Origin of the sequence: Shimia sp. MMG029, from assembly GCF_027947445.1 — a bacterium.
In the GTDB taxonomy this organism is placed as follows: Bacteria; Pseudomonadota; Alphaproteobacteria; order Rhodobacterales; family Rhodobacteraceae; genus Shimia.
This window is the reverse complement of record NZ_JAQJIM010000015.1, coordinates 1-19,682: the sequence shown is the minus strand read 5'-3', so window position 1 is coordinate 19,682 and position 19,682 is coordinate 1. Positions and strand designations below refer to the sequence as shown.

The 19,682-nt window shown below is 53.5% G+C and carries 14 protein-coding genes and 1 pseudogene; 10 read left to right on the top strand and 5 right to left on the bottom strand.

What is annotated here, in order from left to right:
* Nucleotides 1–57 precede the first annotated feature (57 nt).
* The 3 genes from PJL69_RS19725 to PJL69_RS19715 form a co-directional block, all read right to left on the bottom strand.
* On the bottom strand, nucleotides 58–1,806 hold the full coding sequence (locus tag PJL69_RS19725) for an alkaline phosphatase D family protein (RefSeq protein ID WP_271311219.1): 1,749 nt from the start codon (nucleotides 1,804–1,806) through the stop codon (nucleotides 58–60).
* Between the two features lie 319 nt (nucleotides 1,807–2,125).
* Nucleotides 2,126–3,955 carry a BCCT family transporter gene (locus tag PJL69_RS19720; protein ID WP_271311218.1) on the bottom strand — a complete coding sequence of 610 codons (1,830 nt, stop codon included), beginning with the start codon at nucleotides 3,953–3,955 and terminating at the stop codon, nucleotides 2,126–2,128.
* A gap of 42 nt (nucleotides 3,956–3,997) precedes the next feature.
* Nucleotides 3,998–4,942 (bottom strand): PDR/VanB family oxidoreductase, encoded by a 945-nt coding sequence (locus PJL69_RS19715; protein WP_271311217.1) that lies wholly within the window; start codon nucleotides 4,940–4,942, stop codon nucleotides 3,998–4,000.
* A 300-nt stretch (nucleotides 4,943–5,242) separates the two neighbouring features.
* Between PJL69_RS19715 and PJL69_RS19710 the strand changes: the two genes are divergently transcribed.
* From PJL69_RS19710 to PJL69_RS19670, 9 genes are all read left to right on the top strand, one after another.
* The gene (locus PJL69_RS19710; protein WP_441347517.1) at nucleotides 5,243–6,073 is read left to right on the top strand and encodes a LysR substrate-binding domain-containing protein; all 831 of its coding nucleotides are present in this window, start codon (nucleotides 5,243–5,245) and stop codon (nucleotides 6,071–6,073) included.
* Nucleotides 6,074–6,172: 99 nt separating this feature from the next.
* Complete coding sequence (locus tag PJL69_RS19705) at nucleotides 6,173–7,330, top strand: aromatic ring-hydroxylating oxygenase subunit alpha (protein WP_271311215.1); 1,158 nt, start codon at nucleotides 6,173–6,175, stop codon at nucleotides 7,328–7,330.
* Entirely contained in the window at nucleotides 7,327–8,778 is a 1,452-nt protein-coding gene (locus tag PJL69_RS19700; protein WP_271311214.1) for an aldehyde dehydrogenase family protein, read from the top strand. The genes PJL69_RS19705 and PJL69_RS19700 overlap by 4 nt, the downstream gene beginning before the upstream one ends.
* A 4-nt stretch (nucleotides 8,779–8,782) precedes the next feature.
* Complete coding sequence (locus tag PJL69_RS19695; protein WP_271311213.1) at nucleotides 8,783–9,022, top strand: hypothetical protein; 240 nt, start codon at nucleotides 8,783–8,785, stop codon at nucleotides 9,020–9,022.
* 44 nt (nucleotides 9,023–9,066) lie between these two features.
* On the top strand, nucleotides 9,067–10,098 hold the full coding sequence (locus PJL69_RS19690; protein ID WP_271311212.1) for a GlxA family transcriptional regulator: 1,032 nt from the start codon (nucleotides 9,067–9,069) through the stop codon (nucleotides 10,096–10,098).
* Between the two features lie 249 nt (nucleotides 10,099–10,347).
* Nucleotides 10,348–12,768 (top strand): GcvT family protein, encoded by a 2,421-nt coding sequence (locus PJL69_RS19685; protein ID WP_271311211.1) that lies wholly within the window; start codon nucleotides 10,348–10,350, stop codon nucleotides 12,766–12,768.
* A 35-nt stretch (nucleotides 12,769–12,803) separates the two neighbouring features.
* A complete protein-coding gene (locus tag PJL69_RS19680; protein WP_271311210.1) occupies nucleotides 12,804–13,913 on the top strand; it encodes a mandelate racemase/muconate lactonizing enzyme family protein in 1,110 nt (369 codons plus the stop codon).
* Nucleotide 13,914: 1 nt separating this feature from the next.
* Nucleotides 13,915–15,003, top strand: coding sequence for an alcohol dehydrogenase family protein (locus PJL69_RS19675; protein WP_271311209.1), 1,089 nt, complete (start codon nucleotides 13,915–13,917; stop codon nucleotides 15,001–15,003).
* A 3-nt stretch (nucleotides 15,004–15,006) separates the two neighbouring features.
* Complete coding sequence (locus tag PJL69_RS19670) at nucleotides 15,007–16,131, top strand: mandelate racemase/muconate lactonizing enzyme family protein (protein ID WP_271311208.1); 1,125 nt, start codon at nucleotides 15,007–15,009, stop codon at nucleotides 16,129–16,131.
* A 111-nt stretch (nucleotides 16,132–16,242) separates the two neighbouring features.
* On the opposite strand, the gene PJL69_RS19665 is transcribed toward PJL69_RS19670, so the two are convergent.
* Together PJL69_RS19665 and PJL69_RS19660 are read right to left on the bottom strand one after the other, a co-directional pair.
* On the bottom strand, nucleotides 16,243–18,255 hold the full coding sequence (locus tag PJL69_RS19665) for a hydantoinase/oxoprolinase family protein (RefSeq protein WP_271311207.1): 2,013 nt from the start codon (nucleotides 18,253–18,255) through the stop codon (nucleotides 16,243–16,245).
* Nucleotides 18,256–18,471: 216 nt separating this feature from the next.
* The gene (locus tag PJL69_RS19660; RefSeq protein WP_271311206.1) at nucleotides 18,472–19,149 is read right to left on the bottom strand and encodes a Crp/Fnr family transcriptional regulator; all 678 of its coding nucleotides are present in this window, start codon (nucleotides 19,147–19,149) and stop codon (nucleotides 18,472–18,474) included.
* Nucleotides 19,150–19,318: 169 nt separating this feature from the next.
* On the opposite strand from PJL69_RS19660, the pseudogene PJL69_RS19655 reads away from it, so the two are divergent.
* A pseudogene (locus PJL69_RS19655) lies at nucleotides 19,319–19,682 on the top strand (DDE-type integrase/transposase/recombinase); the annotation flags it as partial.

Below are 19,682 nucleotides of genomic sequence, written 5' to 3'. Positions count from 1 at the left end.
TCACGCGACACATTCCCCCACAAAGGACCTTACCCCCAAGTCAAAAGGGCCAAAGCGCTAAGCCCAGCCTCGAAATAACGAATACTGCTTAACGTTCAAACCCGAAGGCCGCACAAACTTAAGGCTTTCAGCATCATGACGGATTGTAAAACGAGCTCCCTCAAAGGCGCCGTAGGATGTCGTACGCACAGTATCTATTGCAACACAGCGGGTAATAGCCTCGCGTGGGGTCAGGGTTAAATCTACATATCCATTATACAACGGGTTGTAATATCGCACGTCCTCATTCTCGCGCGTCATCAGCAGTGCATAGCTTTCCGTCGCCGACCCCAAAAAACCTTTCAACGTTCCCGAGGTCACAGAGGTGGTACCAATCTCGACACCCATTTTTGCTCCTGCATCATCGGTCAGGTCATTCAACCAGTATTCGTGAGCGTCACCCGTGACGACGAGCATATCGCGGACACCTACGTCCGCCAGTTGGTCATAGAGTCGTTTGCGCGCAGCTGGATAGCCGTCCCATCGATCGGTATCGAAAGGCAGCCTAAATCCAGACAGCTTGACAAAATTATCGATCCCCGACCAAAGCGGACGTATCCGATCAATGGCTTCCTGTGTCACATGAGGATTCAAATCGGGTGTCTGCACCCGCCCCATAACCACTTGATTGGCCAAAAGGCGCCAAGGCTTGCCGGCAGACTTTGACGCCCCAAAGGTCTGCGCTACAAAATCTCGCTGGGCTTGCCCCAACATATCGCGTGCCGGGTCGTTTAGCACCTTGTTGAACTGTTCAGCCCCATTTTCGCCATACAACATCTCGAAATAGTCATCGATGATGATGGGCGCCTGGCGCCCGACTAAGCGGGATTCGAGCGCAACAATAGTTGCAAGATCGCCCCATTCAAATGCCCGGAACTGATCAGTGCGGGATTGACCCGTCGCCGGTTCTCTTACTGGCAGCCACTCGAAATAGGCCTGCAAAGCAGCATCACGCCGAACGAGCCACGCGCCTTCTTCAGGCTGGTGGTTGTCAGCACCAGCTACAAAGCTGTCATTGGCCGTCTCATGATCATCCCAGATGGCGATCAAGGGCATCACCGATGTGACGCGTTGCAATGAAGGATCGCTGCGATATTGCGCCATCCGCTTGCGATAATCGTCCAGTGTAATGATTTCATGCGCTGGATCGTGAAGTCGTATTGCGCCATCCTTTGGTTTGCCGGACTTCTCGCTTTGACCATATTCATAAATATAGTCACCAAGATGGATCATCGCATCAAAGTGACCAGACCTTGCGATATGGTCGTACGCGTTAAAATAACCAAACTGCCAGTTAGAGCAGGACACAACCGCAAAGCGTGCCTGATCAACCCTACCTGCAGGTAGGGTGCACGTCATACCCTGCTTTGAAACATATGTGCCAAACAGGAATTGATAGACGTATTTTCGACCGGGTACGAGGCCCGCCACATCTACTTTGACTGTCCAATCTCGCTCCGCGTTGGTCGCAAACACACCCCTCCAAACTGCAGAGGTATCTTCTGCATCCCACATCTCCCACGCAACCTCGGCCGTTTCACCAGGTACGCTCTCAGGATCTAGTCGGGTCCAAATCACAACCCTGTCCTGCAATGGGTCGCCACTGGCGACTCCATGCGCGAAGGGCGCATCTGCAATCGTTTCACTTGCTTTGAATGTCTGAGTGGACGGTGCACTGAAAGCCCAAAGACCCCCACCAACAGCCAATGCGCTGGTTCCCAGCAATGCGACAATCGCCTGTCGTCTGGTAAAACGAGTATCGCCCATAACTTGCCTCAGATCTTCTTATGCACGTGTTTCTTCACTGTTTTCGACGAAGGGTCGCGCGATGTTCCATAACAGTGCCTCCCAATTAGGAGCTGATGCTATCAATTCCAACACGCGAAACAATCGCAATCGATTTGGTTGCCGCAACGTACACGGCCTGAATTTGGCCAGACCGATCGATAGGCAGCATATCATCGTGTTTCACAATGCTCGCAAAGCTCCTTTGCTTCGCATCGTCAGCGCGTCCAAAAAATGTAAAGCGCCGCCCCAATTGGTGGGCGGCGCCATTTCCTATAAGCTTGAATTTGACCGTTCAGAGCTATTCTCCCGCCAGAGCACCTTCAGCCTCATGACGCTTGTTCCGCATTCCGTCACGATAAAGCGCTTTGACCAAAGACACGCACATCAAGCCCATAATCATCGTAAAGGGCAAAGCCCCGATGATCATTGCATTGCGCATTGCATCAAGCGGTTTGTTTTCCCCTGCTGCAAAAATCAAAGTACCGATTACGGCAGTCAGGATCAGCCCCCAGACGATTTTGTGCTTGTTGCCGACCTCCTGGTCACCACCAGACATAATCGTGTTCATCACAAGAATCCCCGAGTCTGCTGATGTCACAAGAAACGTCAAAACCAAAACAACACACATCACCGTGACGCCTGTCAAAAGAGGGCCATTTATCATCTCGCCCAAAGTGACGAACAATTTCGCGGTGTTTGACGCACTAAGAATTGCCCCATTCGCACCACCTGTCAGTTCGAGATCAACCGCCGTCCCACCAAGGATAGCCATCCACGCGAAACAGACCAACGATGGCGCGAGCACACAACCCAGGATGAACTCACGGATGGTTCTCCCCTTGGAAATACGCGCCAAGAAAAGACCAACGAATGGTGAAAAGGCGATCCACCACGCCCAGTAAAAGGTGGTCCAGCCAGCCTGCCAACCAAACTGTCGCTGCTGCTCTCCTGCAGCATATACCGCAGTCAATGTTGCTTCAGATAATGCGGCGGCATCCGTTTCCAGACCAGATACAAAACCGTCAAAAGACCCCCAGGCATTTGTCGCTCCAGGGCGTAGAGCTTCAGCATATGGCACCGCGTCTGCGGGCAGCGCTGCAGTAAACTCTGCGACAGACTGAGGACTGTAGGCTCCAAAGCTAAGGTTCCAGAAGTTCATTACATAATCTACGAGCGACGCAATGTAAGTGTTCATCGCGAAAGCGAACGACCCAAAAATCACAAAAACCAAAAGCAGAATAAGGGACAAAACCAGATTTAGGTTGGACAGGTACTTCACGCCACGCCCAACGCCAGAAACGGCTGACAGGATGGACAACCCCATGATAACGCAAAGCCCTGCCAAAAGACCGACTGTGCTAGGCGTCGGTACATCAGCGTTCAAATTCATAATCCATTGGACACCCGTGATGGCATACAAACCATCAACAAACTGGCTGACCCCAAATCCGATGGTGACCGAAACGCCCAAAATCGTCGCGACGACCGCCAATACATCGATAACGTGACCGACGAAGCCATTCAGAAGACGGCCAAAGAGCGGTGTGAGTGCGGAGCGTATGGTCAGTGGCATGCCGCGAGTATAGGCATAATAAGCAAGCGAAAGGCCTGTCACCACATAGGCTGCCCAAGCATGAAAACCGTAGTGCAAATAAGTGTAACGGAAGGCAGACCTTACTGCCTCTTCTGAGTTGGCTTCCACCGCGCCTGAAAGCACAACGGGGTTGGATCCCCAAAGGCTCAAAGGTTCTGCAGTCGCAAAGACCATCAAACCAACCCCAAGCCCAGCGCCAAACATCATGGAGAACCATGAAAAGTTAGAGAACTCAGGTGCTGCGCCATCTCCCCCCAACCTCAACTTGCCGACACTCGGCCAAATTGCCAAAACTGCAAGAAACACCACAAAGGCACCAACAATGATCACATAAAAACTGTTGAAGGTTTCCAGAAGTTGCCAGTTGAGACTCCCAAGAACGCCGCTCGCATTGGCTGGCCATATGAGCGCCCAGAGGACCAAACCAATCATAATCGACTTACTAAGCACTGCGATTTCGATGGAGTGACCTTCATAAAAGCCCTTTGAAGATCGATTGATCTCTAGGTCTGTAAATGGCGGTTTTATTGACATGATTTTCCCTGTCTTTCTTTGTTTTTCTTGCTAATTTTGCCGTCACAAATCGAGAACGAGCCGTTTGCTTTTGGCGCGTGATACGCATGTGCACATGTAGCTGTTTGTCGCCTGCTCTTCTGGGGTCAGAATGCCGTCGCGATGATCAACATCTCCCTCAACGACATCGACCATGCAGGAACCGCACAGCCCTTCTGAACAGCCAAAGTCCACATGCACTCCGTTTGCTTGTAAGACTTCAAGGATGGTTTGCTCCGCAGAGACATCGTAAACGTCACCGCTGGAACTTATTTCAATCTCGAAACTTTCATTTTCACCGTGATCGGCGTCTGTGATCGCGGCAAACCGTTCAAAATGAATTGTTCCACCGCGCAGCGCTGAACCTGCGTCAAGGACAGCATTTAGCATCGGCTCGGGTCCACAGGTGTAGATATCACTGTCGACTGGCAAGCTGCGCATCAAGGCAGGTAAATCAAAAACACCATCCGTGTCATCACAATGCAGTCGATACCATTCCTGCAAACCCAATGCCTTGAATTTACTGTCCATTGCAGCCAGATCTTTTGTGCGCACCAAGTATACAACCTGAAAATCACGACCAGCATTCAGCAACTCGCGTGCCATAGCAACCAAAGGCGTTGCACCGATGCCGCCGGCGATCAACGTGACATAACGATCAGCTGCTTGTAGCTTGAAATGATTGCGTGGTCCGCCAATTTGGACCTGCACACCTTCTTCCAAGGCGTGCATAGCTAAAGAACCGCCGCGACCGTCATCTTCTCGCTTCACAGCAACGTTGAGCTGCCGCCCATCCAGACTCCAGCTCCAAATGGAATACTGACGGACCAGTTCCTCGCCCAAGTGTATATCAACATGTGCACCAGCCTCTAGGCCTTGGAAACGCCCCTCGGCAATTTCGAAAGCAAAATCTGTGGTATCCGGGCTAAGTGCAGACTTCTTTATCAATCGCGCGTTGACCGTTTGCATAACGTTTCCTCTCTCACTTTCATCGCAGAAAGCTGCTTCAGCACGCGCGAACTCACCCCTCAGAAAGGGCAAGCAAATACAGGGAACAATCCTGAGTAACCTGAGTTGCGCGCGTGCATCCAAATGACTAACGAGGAAAAAATGTATTTGAAGGACTCGTTCAATTCGGAAAATACTCATACAAAGATGAACTGAACTCACCCATAGCCATTCCTACAGCCCGGATTCGCCATGTCTCGACGCCATTACGACCTCCCGCCATTCACGACCTTGGCCGCATTCGAAGCAGCCGCGCGCCACATGAGCTTCAAAAATGCGGCGCAAGAACTCTCCGTCACACCTGGTGCGGTGAGCCACCAAATAAAGGCTCTTGAGGAAGAACTCGGGCGCGCGTTATTTCTGCGCCAACATCGAGGCGTTCAACTGACAGAAGACGGCAAAGCACTGTTTGAAACTCTAGGAGCCTCATTCCAAACTATTTCACAGCAACTTTCACGCATACGTCACCGAGGCACGAATGAAGCAGTCACTGTTGGGTCGACCACCGCAGTTGCTGCGCTCTGGCTGTCCCCGACAGTGATTGACTTCTGGCGTGAACACCCGGCAATCAATGTTCATCAAGTTACTCAAGATCGCCCATTCGAACACGTGAGAGACTTTGACTTTTTCATTTGTTACGGGCCCGCAGCAAGTCCGACCGTGCACCAAACGCCTGTGTACCGTGATGAATTGGTTCCCGTTGCCTCCCCAGTTCTGGCCGCGCAAATGCAGGGCATAGACTTGGACGCATTGGCAAAACAAAGATTGATTCACCTGGATGCCGCCAGCCCCACTTGGACACGTTGGTCAGAATGGTTCGCTGGGCTAGGCTACGACGGTGAAATTGCGCAGGGTGCGCGCGTAAACAGCTATTCAATAGCGCTACAAATCGCCCAAAAAGGAGCTGGCATAGCCTTGGGATGGCGACGGCTAGTTACACCAATGCTTCAGAGCGGCAAACTGGTTGCAATTGAACCTCACACCCTGCCCGCACCCCATAAATTTTATCTCTGCGGGCAGAACGACGAAAAACTTACACCCAACGCACTGGCGCTCAAAAACTGGATACTGAAGAACATCGCGGACCAGTGAGTTTAGATCAAATCAACCTTGAATGAACTTTTCCGATATTGAGCAAAATGTCTGATCACTTCCATTAGACGCCAAGCACGTATCGCCAAGGAGAGTTCGATGAACCAGCACGCCCCCCTCGCTTCGGTCCTCAGAGATGTGAACACAGCAAACGGTCTGCCTAACGCGCACTACATCGACCCAGAGGTTTTCAAGGAAGAGAGAGACTCTGTTCTCTTTGCCAACTGGTCCGGCATTGGTTTTGGAAAAGATGTTCCAACCGCCGGCGACGCCAAGCCCGTCGATTTTCTTGGAATGCCACTCCTGATGGTGCGTGACCGCAACGGTGAAATTGGAGTCTTCCAGAACACATGCCGCCATCGCGGTATGATTTTGGTCGACAAACCTCAGAAAATCCGCGGTGCAATCCGCTGCCCCTACCACAGCTGGTGTTATGGCCTGAATGGCGAACTTCGTACCGCACCGCATGTCGGTGGGCCTGGCCAAAATACCCACGAAGATTTGGATTTTTCCAAACTCGGTCTGGTGCGCATTCGCTCTTACATTTGGCGTGACGTGGTCTTTGTGAACATTGATGGCAACGCTCCGGAGTTTGAAGAGGTGCATGCTGACCTAATGGAGCGCTGGAAAGACTTCGATCAACCCATGTATCACGGCGGCGAAGGCGCGTCGGTATATCTTGAGCTGGATTCGAACTGGAAACTGGCGGTGGAAAACTATTGCGAAAGCTATCACCTACCCTGGGTACACCCCGGCCTGAATAGCTATTCCCGTCTGGAAGATCACTATAACATCAACGAGTTGGGCAAATACTCAGGCCAAGGCACCTATGTTTACCGCCAGTTCGAAGGTGAAAACGGCGAAAAGCTCAAGGACTTTGATAACCTTGACCCCAAGTGGAACGAAGGCGCAGAGTATATCGTGGTCTATCCGAACACTCTGCTGGGTGTGCAACGCGACCATGGGTTTGCCTTTCTGATTGACCCGATCAGCCACGACAAATCCCATGAGCGTATCGAGCTCTATTACGCACAAAAACCGGAAGACAGCCCCGAACACGAACCTCTGCGCGAGCAAAACGCAGCTCTGTGGAAAACCGTATTCGAAGAAGACGTCTTTGTTGTGGAAGGTATGCAAAAAGGCCGCCACGGCGTAAAATTTGATGGCGGACGCTTCTCGCCTGCCATGGATGGCCCGACCCATTGTTTCCACCATTGGGTCGCGTCTCAGATTGAGAAAGGCCGCACTGCAGCATGAGCGATTTTGTGAAAGACGGGCTGGCCAGAAACTTCCTGGCCGGCGAATGGGTTGAAGGGGATGCAGGGAACCGTATCGCGGTAGAAGATCCCGGCAACCAAGAGCACGTCGCAGATTGCGCTCAAGCAGGCGAGAAGTCTCTAGCTGCGGCGCTTGAAAGTGCGCGCACCTCGTTCGAACGCGGTGATCTGGCAGACATGCAGCCCTCTGAACGCGGTCGCCTCATGATCCGCATCGCACAAGAAATTCGCAACATCGCAGATGAAGGGGCGGTCCTACTGTGTCGTGAAAGTGGCAAAACCCTGGAGGCCGCCCGCGATGAATTTATAGAGGCCGCTCAGTATTTCGAGTACTACGGTGGCGTTGCCGACAAAATCGAAGGGAAATCCATACCACTTGGTCCGGACTACGCGGACTATACCGTGTTTGAACCCTTTGGCGTATCGGCACAGATCGTTCCGTGGAACTTCCCGGTGTCCATCGCTGGCAGGTCTTTGGCCCCTTCTATGGCGGCAGGCAACTCTACAATCATCAAGTCGCCAGAACTCGATCCAATCGGCTTGGCGATGCTGGGCCTCGCTCTAGAACGCGCCGACGTGCCCACCGGCGCGGTGTCGATCTTGAACGGCATAGGCTCCGATCTTGGCGCGCGCCTTGTGGCAAGCCCCGAAGTGGATCAGATCGTCTTTACTGGATCGGTGCCAACCGGCCAGAACATCCTGAAGTCTGCGGCTGACAACGTAGTGCCTGCGCTAATGGAGTTAGGCGGCAAGTCCGCTGCTGTTGTTTTTGACGACGCAGACTTGGATACATTGATCGCTAGCCTTCAAAGCGGCATTTTCTACAATGCGGGTCAGGTTTGCTCGGCCATGGCACGAGTGCTGGTGCATCGGTCCATATATGAACAAGCCGTCGAACGCGCGGCGGGTCTCGCCAATGGGCTAAGCGTTGGACACGGCCTCAAAAACCCGGACCACACACCGGTGATCTCTGCCCGGCAACTGGCGCAGGTCGAAGCGATCACGTCAACCGCAAGACAGGATGGCGCACGCGTGGCCGCCGGTGGTGTACGGCTGGAGCGTGATGGCTACTTCATGGCTCCGACTATTCTCGCCGATGTGGACCCGAGCAGCCGTGTTGCTCAAGAAGAGATCTTTGGCCCTGTCACATGCTTTTCCCCGTTTGATACCGAAGCGGAGGCCATCGGGATGGCCAATGGTACAGAGTTTGGCCTGGTTGCCGGGATTTTCACGCGCGACCTAGCCCGTGCACATCGTGTCGCACGCAAACTGCGTGCCGGTCAGGTCTTTGTAAACGAATGGTTTGCCGGGGGCATATCAACACCATTCGGGGGTGTCGGAAAATCGGGGTTCGGGCGCGAAAAAGGGCTTGAAGCACTCTATAACTACGTACGCACAAAGAATATCGCCATCTCGTTGAAAGGCTAAGATCTTGGATCTTAAAGAACTCGACAGACAGCTGTTGCAGGCACATACCGACTACAATGTGCCTGCATTGATCAAGCTCTACCACGAAGCTTCCAAAATGTCTGAAGCGCGTCAGGACCATGATGCCGCGTGCTTTTACTTGACGCACGCCTTTGTGTTTGCGCTTGAATACGGCGCGCCAGAAGCAGACGAACTCAACCGAAAGCTCTATGAGCGCGGTCGGGCACATCGCCTGACATTCTGACCCCCGGTTTGCTTCTGCTTGGGAGTCTTGCAGGAAGACCAAGGATGACACATTTCACATTTCTTTGTTTGGACGATTTCCCGGTATCGGCCCTTTCGATGGCAATTGATCCGTTACGTGCCGCCAATGAAATATCCAGCGAACAACGACTAAGCTGGAACGTCGTTTCTGAGGATGGGCAACCCGTAGTCGCCAGCTCTCAAATGAGCATAAACCCCGACAAGCCCTTGCAAGACATCGGTGACACCGACGTGGTTATTGTTTTTGCAGGGGCTTCAGCACACTTCAAAGACCGACGCGCCACAGCAGGCTCCCTAAGGCGTCTCTTGTCCCACGGTGCCAAACTTGGCGCGGTCAGCGGTGCCCTGTTTGCCCTTGCGGAGGAGCAGTTTTTTGACGGCTATGAGTGTAGTGCTCACTTTTGCTATACTGCAGCGTTACAGGAAAAATATGATCGCCTCATCTTGAATGACACATTGTTCACCGTTGATCGCAATCGTTTAACCTTTGCCGGCACTTCAGCGGTTTTTGAGTTTATGCTCGGGGTCATCGCACAGAAAATTTCAGAACCCGTCGCAGTGGAAACCGCGTGTTGGTTCCAATATGCGGGGCTTCGAGATGCGGACGCTCTGCAAATTCTGCCGACATATCAGAAAAACCATACGCGTGACGGTCTACCCGCGTCGATACGCACTGCAATTGAACTGTTTGCCGACAATATTGAGACCAAGATAAAAATCGAAGACGTTTCCCGAAAAGTTGGAATGTCCCTGCGCCAATTGGAGCGCAACTTTAAGAAAGAAACTGGCGTTAGCCCTGGAACCTACTACCGCAAGTTGCGACTAGATGCAGCGCGGCAAAAGTTGTTGTATACCGACAAAACACTTCAAGAAGTGGCGCTCTCCGTTGGTTATGACAGCACTAGCTCTTTCTCCCTGAACTATCGACGTGAATTTGGGCAATCACCAACCCAGGAGCGCAAAAATCTCAGCCGCGGCAGTCGACAAGCGGCACTTGCAGTACGTACGCCAATCGCAAACAACCTCGTTTTCCTCAACCAGCAGCGAGCAAGTTGAACCCACGCGCGAGTCAAAAAGCGAATTGCGCCTATATGGCGCGGCAGAGGACTGCGTTTCTCCACGCAAAACTGCCAGCTTCCGACTACAGCAAGCACGTAGCGTGTAGCGACACGTATTCTTTTGTGAATTTAGCGCCCGTCTCTTTGGTTTAGGCTGCCTCAACTGATCTTGAATTTTGTGGACATTGTCGATGCCCCCTCGCATGTGAAAGAACCACAGCGACAGACAAATGCGCGAGATAGTAAAATGCGAACAGAAGCTCAGGCTGTGGTCATCGGCGGCGGTGTGATTGGGTGCTCGATCCTGTATCACTTAACAAAACTTGGCTGGTCCGATGTTGTCCTGCTGGAACGAGACGAATTGACGTCAGGCTCCACCTGGCACGCAGCAGCCAATATTCATGGACTGCATGACAGCACCAATATCAGCCGCATCCAACACTATACGATGAATCTATATAATGCGTTGGAGGAAGAAACCGGGCAAAGCTGCGGTGTTTTTCAACCCGGATCGTTGTATCTGGCCCAAACCGAAGAGCGCGAGCATCAGCTCAAACTCCAAGCCGCAAAAGCCAAGCTCTATGGCATGAACTTCTACGAAATCAGCATCGAAGAAGCGCAAAAGCTGAACCCACTGGTGAACTATGATGGCATCCGCTGCGTGATGTTTGAACCAGATGGCGGCAATGTTGACCCGTCAGGTGTCACAAACGCCTATGCCGTTGGCGCCCGCCAGCGAGGCGCTCAGATCCACCGCTTCACACCCGTCACAGCGACCGAGCAGCAAGAGGATGGCACCTGGATAGTCAAAACGCCCAAAGGCGACATCAAGACGCCCTGGGTGGTGAACGCCGCAGGTCTTTGGGGCCGCGAAGTGGCCAAATTGGCTGGTATCGAGCTGCCTCTGCAGCCAACAGAACATCAGTACTTTGTCACCGAAACCATGACCGACGTGGAAAGCCACGGCACGCGTCTGCCATCGGTCTCGGATCGCGATGGCGAATACTACCTGCGCCAAGAAGGCAATGGGCTTCTGGTCGGCGCCTATGAAAAAGACATGAAGTTCTGGGCGGAAGAAGGCACACCACTGGATTTTGCGCATGATCTCTTCCCCGACGATCTTGAGCGCATCGAAGACAACATGATGAACGCAATCGAACGGCTTCCCGCAGTCGGCGAGGCCGGCATCAAACGCGTCATCAATGGTCCAATGATCTGGTCCCCTGACTCAAACGTTCTGATGGGCCCAGTGCCAGAGGTCGAAGGATATTTCTGCTGCAATGGCATCATTCCCGGCTTCTCGCAGTCTGGTGGCATGGGGCTGATGGCGGCTCAATGGATCATCGAAGGTGAGACCGAATACGATATGTTTGCCTGGGATATGGCCCGATTTGACACTTGGGCCACCAAGGAATTCACCAAGGCGCGTGTGGCTGACCAATATGGTCATCGGTTTGCGATCCACTTCCCGAACGAAGAGCGCAGCGCCGGTCGCCCAGCGCGCGTGCGTCCAATCTATGAAACGCAAAAAGAGATGGGTGCCGTATTTGGTCTTAACGTTGGCTGGGAGCACCCCCTCTGGTTTGCCGAACAGCCAGGCACCGTCGACACCAACGGTTTCACCCGCCAAAATTGGTGGGGGCCCGTTGGCGAAGAATGCAGAATGCTGCGCGAACGGTCTGGTATCATCGACATCTCTAACTTTGCCAAATACGTGTGCAAAGGCTCAGGGGCCGCCGACTATCTGAACGCTGTCTTTGCCAACAACATGCCAAAATCAGTGGGCCGCTCCTGCCTCACACCACTGGTCTCCAAACGCGGCGGCATTGCGGGCGACTTTACTGTGACGCGTGTCGCAGAAGATGAGTTTTGGATCATAGGTTCCGGCATGGCGGAACGCTATCATAAGCGCTTCTTCAAGCAGGTCGCGCTTCCAAAAGGTACAACTTTCGAAAGCCATACCGAAGCGATGTGCGGCTTCAACGTGGCTGGTCCGAAGTCACGCGAAATGCTGCAAAGCATGACAAACACCTCGCTTTCAAACGAGGATTTCCCCTTCATGCGCTCGGCGAAAATCGAGTTGGCTGGCGTCGAACTTCTTGCATTGCGCGTATCATTCACCGGCGACTTGGGCTGGGAGCTGCATTGCAAAACAGAAGATCAGGCACGCCTCTACGACGCGCTTTTGAAAGCAGGCGAAACCTTTGGCGCTGGTCCCGTAGGCAGCCGTGCGCTGATGTCCATGCGTGTTGAGAAAGGCTACGGCTCCTGGAGCCGCGAATACAGCCCTGAATATTGGCCACATGAAGTGGGGCTGGATCGTCTTTGCAAATTTGAAAAAGACTTTCTCAATAAAGCCGCCGCGCAAAAAGTGCTGGACACCCCTGCTCGTGAACAACTCGTACTCCTGCATCTCGACGAGGCAGATGTGACCGCGTCCAATGCAGACGCAACTGGTGGTGAGCCTATTTTCAAGGATGGCGAAGGTATCGGCAGAGTGACATCTGGCACCTACGGCTACACGGTCGGCATGTCTCTGGCGCTTGGCTATGTGAAAAATGCCAAACCCGGCGACCGCGTGGACGTCATGGTTTTAGGGCAACCACACAAGGCGACCATCCTTCATGAACCCCCCTTCGATCCTAAAGGTGAAGTGCTTCGAGGGTAAGATGGCTAAAGTCTTGAGAAAGGGAGTTTGCTGACATGAGGATCAAGGAAGCACACATCTACGCCCATAGCCTTCCCGTTAAGAATGGCCCCTACACGATGGCAAGTGGGGCGGTTTGGTCACTGGACACGACTCTTGTAAAGCTCGTGTCTGAGAGTGGGCATGTCGGTTGGGGAGAAACTTGCCCAATCGGCCCAACCTACGCTGAAGCACATACAGACGGAGCGCGCGCCGCGCTCCGTCTGCTAGCAAGTGATTTAATCGGCACCGATGCGACCCCTGGGAAGTTGCGCCGTCATCTAGACGCCAAACTCAATGGGCATAACTATGCAAAGGCGGCAATCGACATTGCCGCCTATGACTTGATGGGCAAATCATTTGGGGTGAGCGTCGCGGACCTGCTGGGTGGGGCAGTGACTGATCGCGTACCGTCCTATTATGCAACCGGTGTCGGTGCCCCCGACGATATTGCGCGGCTGGCAAAAGAAAAGCGTGGCGAAGGCTATCCGCGCCTTCAGGTGAAAGTCGGAGGCCGCCCTGTAGAAATCGACATAGAGACCATCGCAAAAGTATGGGAAGTCCTTCAAGGATCTCAAATGCGCCTCGCAGTCGATGGCAACCGTGGCTGGACCACAAGAGACGCACTCCGTGTAAGCAGAGAGCTGCCGCATGTGCCTTTCGTTATGGAGCAGCCTTGCAACTCTGTTCAGGAATTGGAGATGATCCGTCCGCAGCTCAACCACGCGATCTATATGGACGAAAACAGCGTAGATCTGAACACTGTGATTTCGGCTGCTGGCGCTGGCTTGGTGGACGGGTTCGGAATGAAGGTGACACGCATTGGTGGCCTAACCCCAATGCGCACCTTCCGTGACATCTGCGAAGCACGCAATCTGCCCCATACTTGCGATGACAGCTGGGGCGGAGACATCATAGCAGCGGCCTGTACCCAGATCGGAGCAACTGTGAAACCAGAACTATGCGAAGGCGTATGGCTTGCTGCGCCCTATATCGAAGGCCACTATGACCCCAAGAATGGCGTTAAGATCATAGACGGCCATATCGAACGTCCAACAGGCCCGGGTCTCGGCGTTGTGCCAAACGAGAGCCTTTTTGGTGAACCTATCGCATCCTTCGGAGGCTGAGATGATCCCTAACAAAATGAAGGCGGTCCTGTTGACGGGCCACGGAGGCATCGAGAAGCTTGACTATCGCGACGATGTTGCCGTGCCAATTCCTGCTGCTGGAGAAGTGCTAATTGAAGTGCGAGCGGCAGGGGTAAACAACACCGATATCAACACACGAATCGGATGGTATTCCAAAGCTGTCACTGAAGATACGGAAGCTGGAGGGGCCGAGGGCTACAACTGCATTGACGACAACGATGCCAGTTGGTCAGGCGTACCTCTCTCATTTCCAAGGATTCAAGGTGCGGATGTTTGCGGATACATCGTTGCAGTTGGCGATGGCGTGAATCCGAACCGTATCGGTGAACGCGTGATTGTTCGCAATATGCTGCGCACATACGTGGATTATCGCCCGTACGAGTGCTGGACCATCGGAAGCGAATGTGACGGAGGCTTTGCGCAGTACTGCAAAGCGCCCTCTGGCGAAACGCACGCTGTTGACTGCACACTGTCCGATGCAGAGCTCGCCGCCATTCCCTGCGCCTACTCCACCGCTGAAGGTATGTTACATCGTGCAAATCTTGTTGCAGAAACTGTGCTCATTACAGGAGCATCAGGTGGTGTTGGATCCGCAGCCGTCCAGCTCGCCAAAAGACGCGGCGCAAATGTGATTGCGCTGTGCTCTTCCTCAAAGGCAGATGCCGTTCGTGCATTGGGCGCCGACCATGTACTCGACCGAAATGCAGACATTGTCAGTGCACTCGGCATGGGGAGCGTCGACGTAGTGGTAGATTTGGTCGCCGGTCCCAATTGGCCACAGCTACTAGACGTGCTGCGCCGTGGTGGACGCTATGCGACAGCAGGCGCCATCGCCGGACCAATATGTGAAATTGATATCCGCACGCTCTACTTAAAAGACCTTACGCTCTATGGCTGCACTTTTCAGGAAGACATCGTTTTTGAAAATCTGGTCAAGTACATAGAAAATAATGAAATTCGGCCACGCGTCGCCAAAACTTACCCCTTGTCTGATATTGCGAATGCTCAAGAAGACTTTCTGGCCAAACGCCACACTGGTCAGCTTGTGCTTCTACCACCTAAGGTTTGAACATTGAAAATTCAAAAAATCGAACTGTTTGAAGTGCACCTGCCCTACTCAGGTGGAAGCTACGAATTATCAGGCGGCCGATTGTACACGGGTTTTGACAGTGTCGTCGTGTGCATAACGGCTGATGATGGCACAGAAGGATGGGGAGAAAGTACGCCCTTCGGCGCCACCTACATTGCGTCACATGCACGCGGCGCACGCGCTGGCATAGAAGAAATGGCTCCGCATCTCATCGGGCGTGACCCGCGCGATGTGGAACGTATCAACGATGCCATGGACGAGGCTTTGGCAGGCCACAACCACGCCAAAAGTGCTATCGACCTGGCCTGCTGGGATCTGTTTGGAAAATCTGTCAATTTGCCCGTCTACAAACTGTTGGGGGGTGGTACAGGCAGGCGCCTGCCGGTGATCAGTTCAATCTATGCAGGCACGCCAGAGGATATGCGCGCGCGTGTCGCAGAGCACCGCAAGATGGGATATTTGGGGCACTCGATCAAGATTGGCGCGCATGATCGCGAAGGCGGGCCGCGATTGGATGCAGAACGCATTTCTGCATCTCTCGCAGATCGCCAGGCGGGAGAGTACTTCATTGTCGACGCAAACGGAGGGCTGATCCCGGAAACGGCCCTTCGCATGCTACGTGCACTACCTTCAGACTTGGATTTTGTGTTGGAGGCGCCATGCGCAACATGGCGCGAAACAGTCTCACTGCGCCAACGATGCGACGTGCCAATCATTATAGATGAGCTGGGCCAGCAGGATAGCGACATGGCGACAATCGTTGCGCATGACATCGCCGATGGCATTGGATTGAAAATCTCAAAAGCAGGTGGCTTGACGCCAGCAAGACGCCACCGTGACATATGTCGCGCAGCGGGTCTGACCATCAGCGTTCAAGACACGGTGGGCTCCACTCTATCAGCGGCATCAATCTTTCATATGGGGGCAACCGTCCCAGACCGTCTGCTCAGATGTGTATTGGACCCCCGCGACATGGTCACAGTTCAAACTGGCGCATTTGAAGCCCCAATCAAAGATGGTGGCGTTCTTCCACCTGATGCGCCCGGACTAGGTGTACGTGTTGATCGTCAGATTTTAGGAAGCGCGCTTCACTGCTGGGAAGCATAACGCACATACACTTCCGCCCCCAAAAGAATATCTGCGTCGCGTCAAGACCGCGCGACGCAGTATATAGTAAGGCTCCCACAACTCTAAAACCGCAATCTATGCTGCGTTATCTCAGCCTACAGTCTCCAACGCGACCCGAGGTCGACCGCTCGCTTCGACCAAGACGGTGCATTCCACAAACATATCACGACCTTCGATCTTTGCTGAACGCGTGTCGTGCTCGACCAGCATGCTGATGTCCTCAGCGCCCGCTGCTTTTGCCGCGCTTTCTGCATCGAGTCTCAATGCCCTCTCCATCTCCGTTATCGCCTTCTGTGCATCATCGAAATCCTGTGGGCCAGAGGGCAAATGTGCCCGAAACTGGCCTTCAGACGGGGAAGTTACTGAGCCTTGGCGACGGAATTTTATACCGCCCACAACCGCGCCGACGGCATTTGCCACTTCAGCATGTTTAGGCAGCGACATTTTACACCCCAAACGTTCGCCAACCGATGGATAATAGCTCGCCGCCGAGGCACCGAGACCAACCACCTCTACGTTCAAAGACACATCGACAGACAACAAACCACGGTGCCCAGAGAGCCCTCTCTGGGTCAGAATATGGCGCGCGAGCGTTTCGGGTTCCGCGCCAAAAGCGTCTTCTTCTTCGGCAAAAGCTGTTTCTAGCAAAGTCAGACTCGTTTGCTCGGTCATTTGGTCTAAAATGATTTGCGCAATCTCTTCTGGAGATTGGGCCAACCTGGTTCCATCTCCTGTCCGCTTGCGCGAAAACAGCTCAAGCCCTTTGCGCGCTGCATCTGCGTCCCAAGCATCTAATCGACCAAGAACATGGCTTGCATCAGACGGGGTCACGCCAGACAGCTGAACAATTCCGCGGTTCACAAGTCGGGTTAGCGCACTCTCTTCTAGTCTGGTTTTTAAGATCTTGTTCAAAGGATGCACCCCGTCCCCGATCCGATCCAGCACCATCTCTGAACGCGCATCTAGCCCTGCGGTTGGGACACCTGTGACGCGTCTCACGAAACGGCAATCGTACTCACCCGGGACAGCCTTGCGCAGCTGATCATCCAACGCCGCATGTACGACATCCCCCGCCTCCGCCGCAATCAACGACACCGGAAGGACCCTACGTGGCCCAAGAAAGACCCCTCCACTTAGCCCTTCCGTGACCGGCGTCACTTGACTATCACCTCCCAGTCCATGCGTGCGCATGCGCACGGCTTCTACCATTGTCCTGAACCCACCAACCTGAGCGCCAGCGGGATCAATCATGGGTTTGCGGTTCTTGACCAAAGCGATGTCAGTGGTGGTGCCCCCGATATCAGAGACCAATCCATTTTCGACATTCGTCAACCAACTGGCGCCGACGATGGAAGCTGCGGGTCCGCTGAGAATGGTTTCAATTGGGCGTTCTCGCGCCTGTTCTGCACTCATCAATGCGCCATCGCCTCTGACAACCATCATCGGGGCCTCAATGCCGACGTCGCGCAGTGTGTCCTGCGCGCGGCCAATCAACCGGTCAATCACGCCAATCAAGCGCGCATTCAGGACAGCCGTTATTGCGCGTTTGGGCCCATTGAGCTTCGAAGACAACTGGTGAGAGCACGTAACAGGCACTCCCGTTTCTTTTGCAATAATCCTAGCAACTTCTAACTCATGCGCAGGATTGCGGGTCGCAAACTGCGCTGCAATCGCATACCCCGAAATGCCACGTTGGTTTTCTAAAAAGTCTCTAAGGATATCGTGATCGAGCTGAGCGGCTTCACCTCCAGCATGATTATGCCCCCCGGGTATCACAAGAGCGGGATCCCCCTGCAAAGCGTCCAGCAAACCCTGCTTTGCGAGATCGCTTTCCCTAAAACCAATATAGATCAGGGCGACGCGGCCACCTTGACCTTCAACCAACGCGTTGGTCGCCAACGTCGTAGACAATGATGCAGCAGAAACGTCGGTGGGCTTTACACCCGTATCCTTAAGCACGGCCTGAATGGCTTTCCCAATCCCAATCGCCAGATCTGTTCGCGTGGTAAGAGATTTGGCGCTTGCAATGACCTCAGCTTCATCCCGGATTAAAACCGCATCCGTATACGTCCCGCCTGTATCCACACCCAAAGACAACACCATGCCGACTCCTCCTATAGTCCAGGATTAGACATATCTTCTCCGGCACCCAACACAATACATGCCTGTTAGCACCACCAGTCTTGTGGATAGAAAAAGGAGCATCAGCCACGCTGTAAATCTCGCCGCCTATCTAGCTCCGATCAACCGTTAAAGAGTATCTACTCCCGATCAGACGCATGCTTGGGCAACACGACAGCACAATGGAAGCGACGAAACTTACGCGCGGTGCGTACCTGAGGCGCGCGCAAGGTGTTCCAGACCATCGGGGTCCAAGAGTTTTACCTCACCTCTTAATTGCTCAATCCACCCGCGTCTCTGAAACTCAGACAAAATTCTAGAAATCACTTCACGAGCGGTCCCCAACTCACTCGCCAACACGACATGAGTCGCACGTACAGTTTGTCTCGTGTCCGCAAGTTCCAAAAGGCGGGACGCCAGTCGTACATCCATTCTCTGAAAAACAATATCATCAATCAGCGTGAAAAGGTCTGTGATCCTACGGGAATAAGCGGCAAACACAAATTCTCTGAACACGGGTGACTTGCCGACCAGATCATCAAAGGTCGCGCGCGGTATGGCAACTGCTTTTACATCTGTTTCTGCTGTTCCCTCCGCTGAGTAATCCTCAAATGCGAGCATGCAGGCCGTTGTTAAAACGCAACTTTCCCCGGCATGCACGCGATATAGAAAGACCTCTCGCCCACTTTCCGATTTTTGGGTAACTTTCACCGTACCCTCAAGCAACAAAAGCAAATTATCCGCTGTCTGCCCAGATGCAAAAATACAGGTGCCTTTTGGCGCGCGTACCACAACGCTTCCAGAGCGTAACAGTGCCTTCACATCTTCTGGCAAACGCCTGAGACCATTGAAGTTCTCGACCCAATCGTTTTGCAATTGCCCACCTCAACTCAAATTCTTGGGAGCTTTTTAGCACAATGCTGAACTACAAGACCAATGCAGCTCATCGGAATAACTTACAGAGCATACTTCTTGCTCTGATTGCTTCCACTAGAGGCGTAACAAACGCTGAAAGCAGCCCGGGGGCGGCTTGTGGTGCAGTGCGGGGTATCTCCGCATCCATGTCATGGTCCAACGTGAAGGCTTCGAGGTGAACCACAAGAAGCTCAAGAGGATCTATCGCGAAGAGAAGCTACAAGTGCGTCGCAGGGGTGGACGGAAACGGGCTCTGGGCACGCGAAGGCCGATCGTCGTGCTGGATGGAGAGAACCAGCGTTGGAGCCTGGATTTCGTCTCAGACGCCTTCACCGACAGTCGCCGGTTCCGCATCCTAGCCGTGGTAGACGACCATACCCGTGAGAATCTGGCACTGATCGCAGACACATCCCTGTCGGGTTTGCGGGTCACCCGGGAGCTGGGTCGGATCATCTCCGAGCTTGGAAGGCCGGGAACGATCGTGTCAGACAACG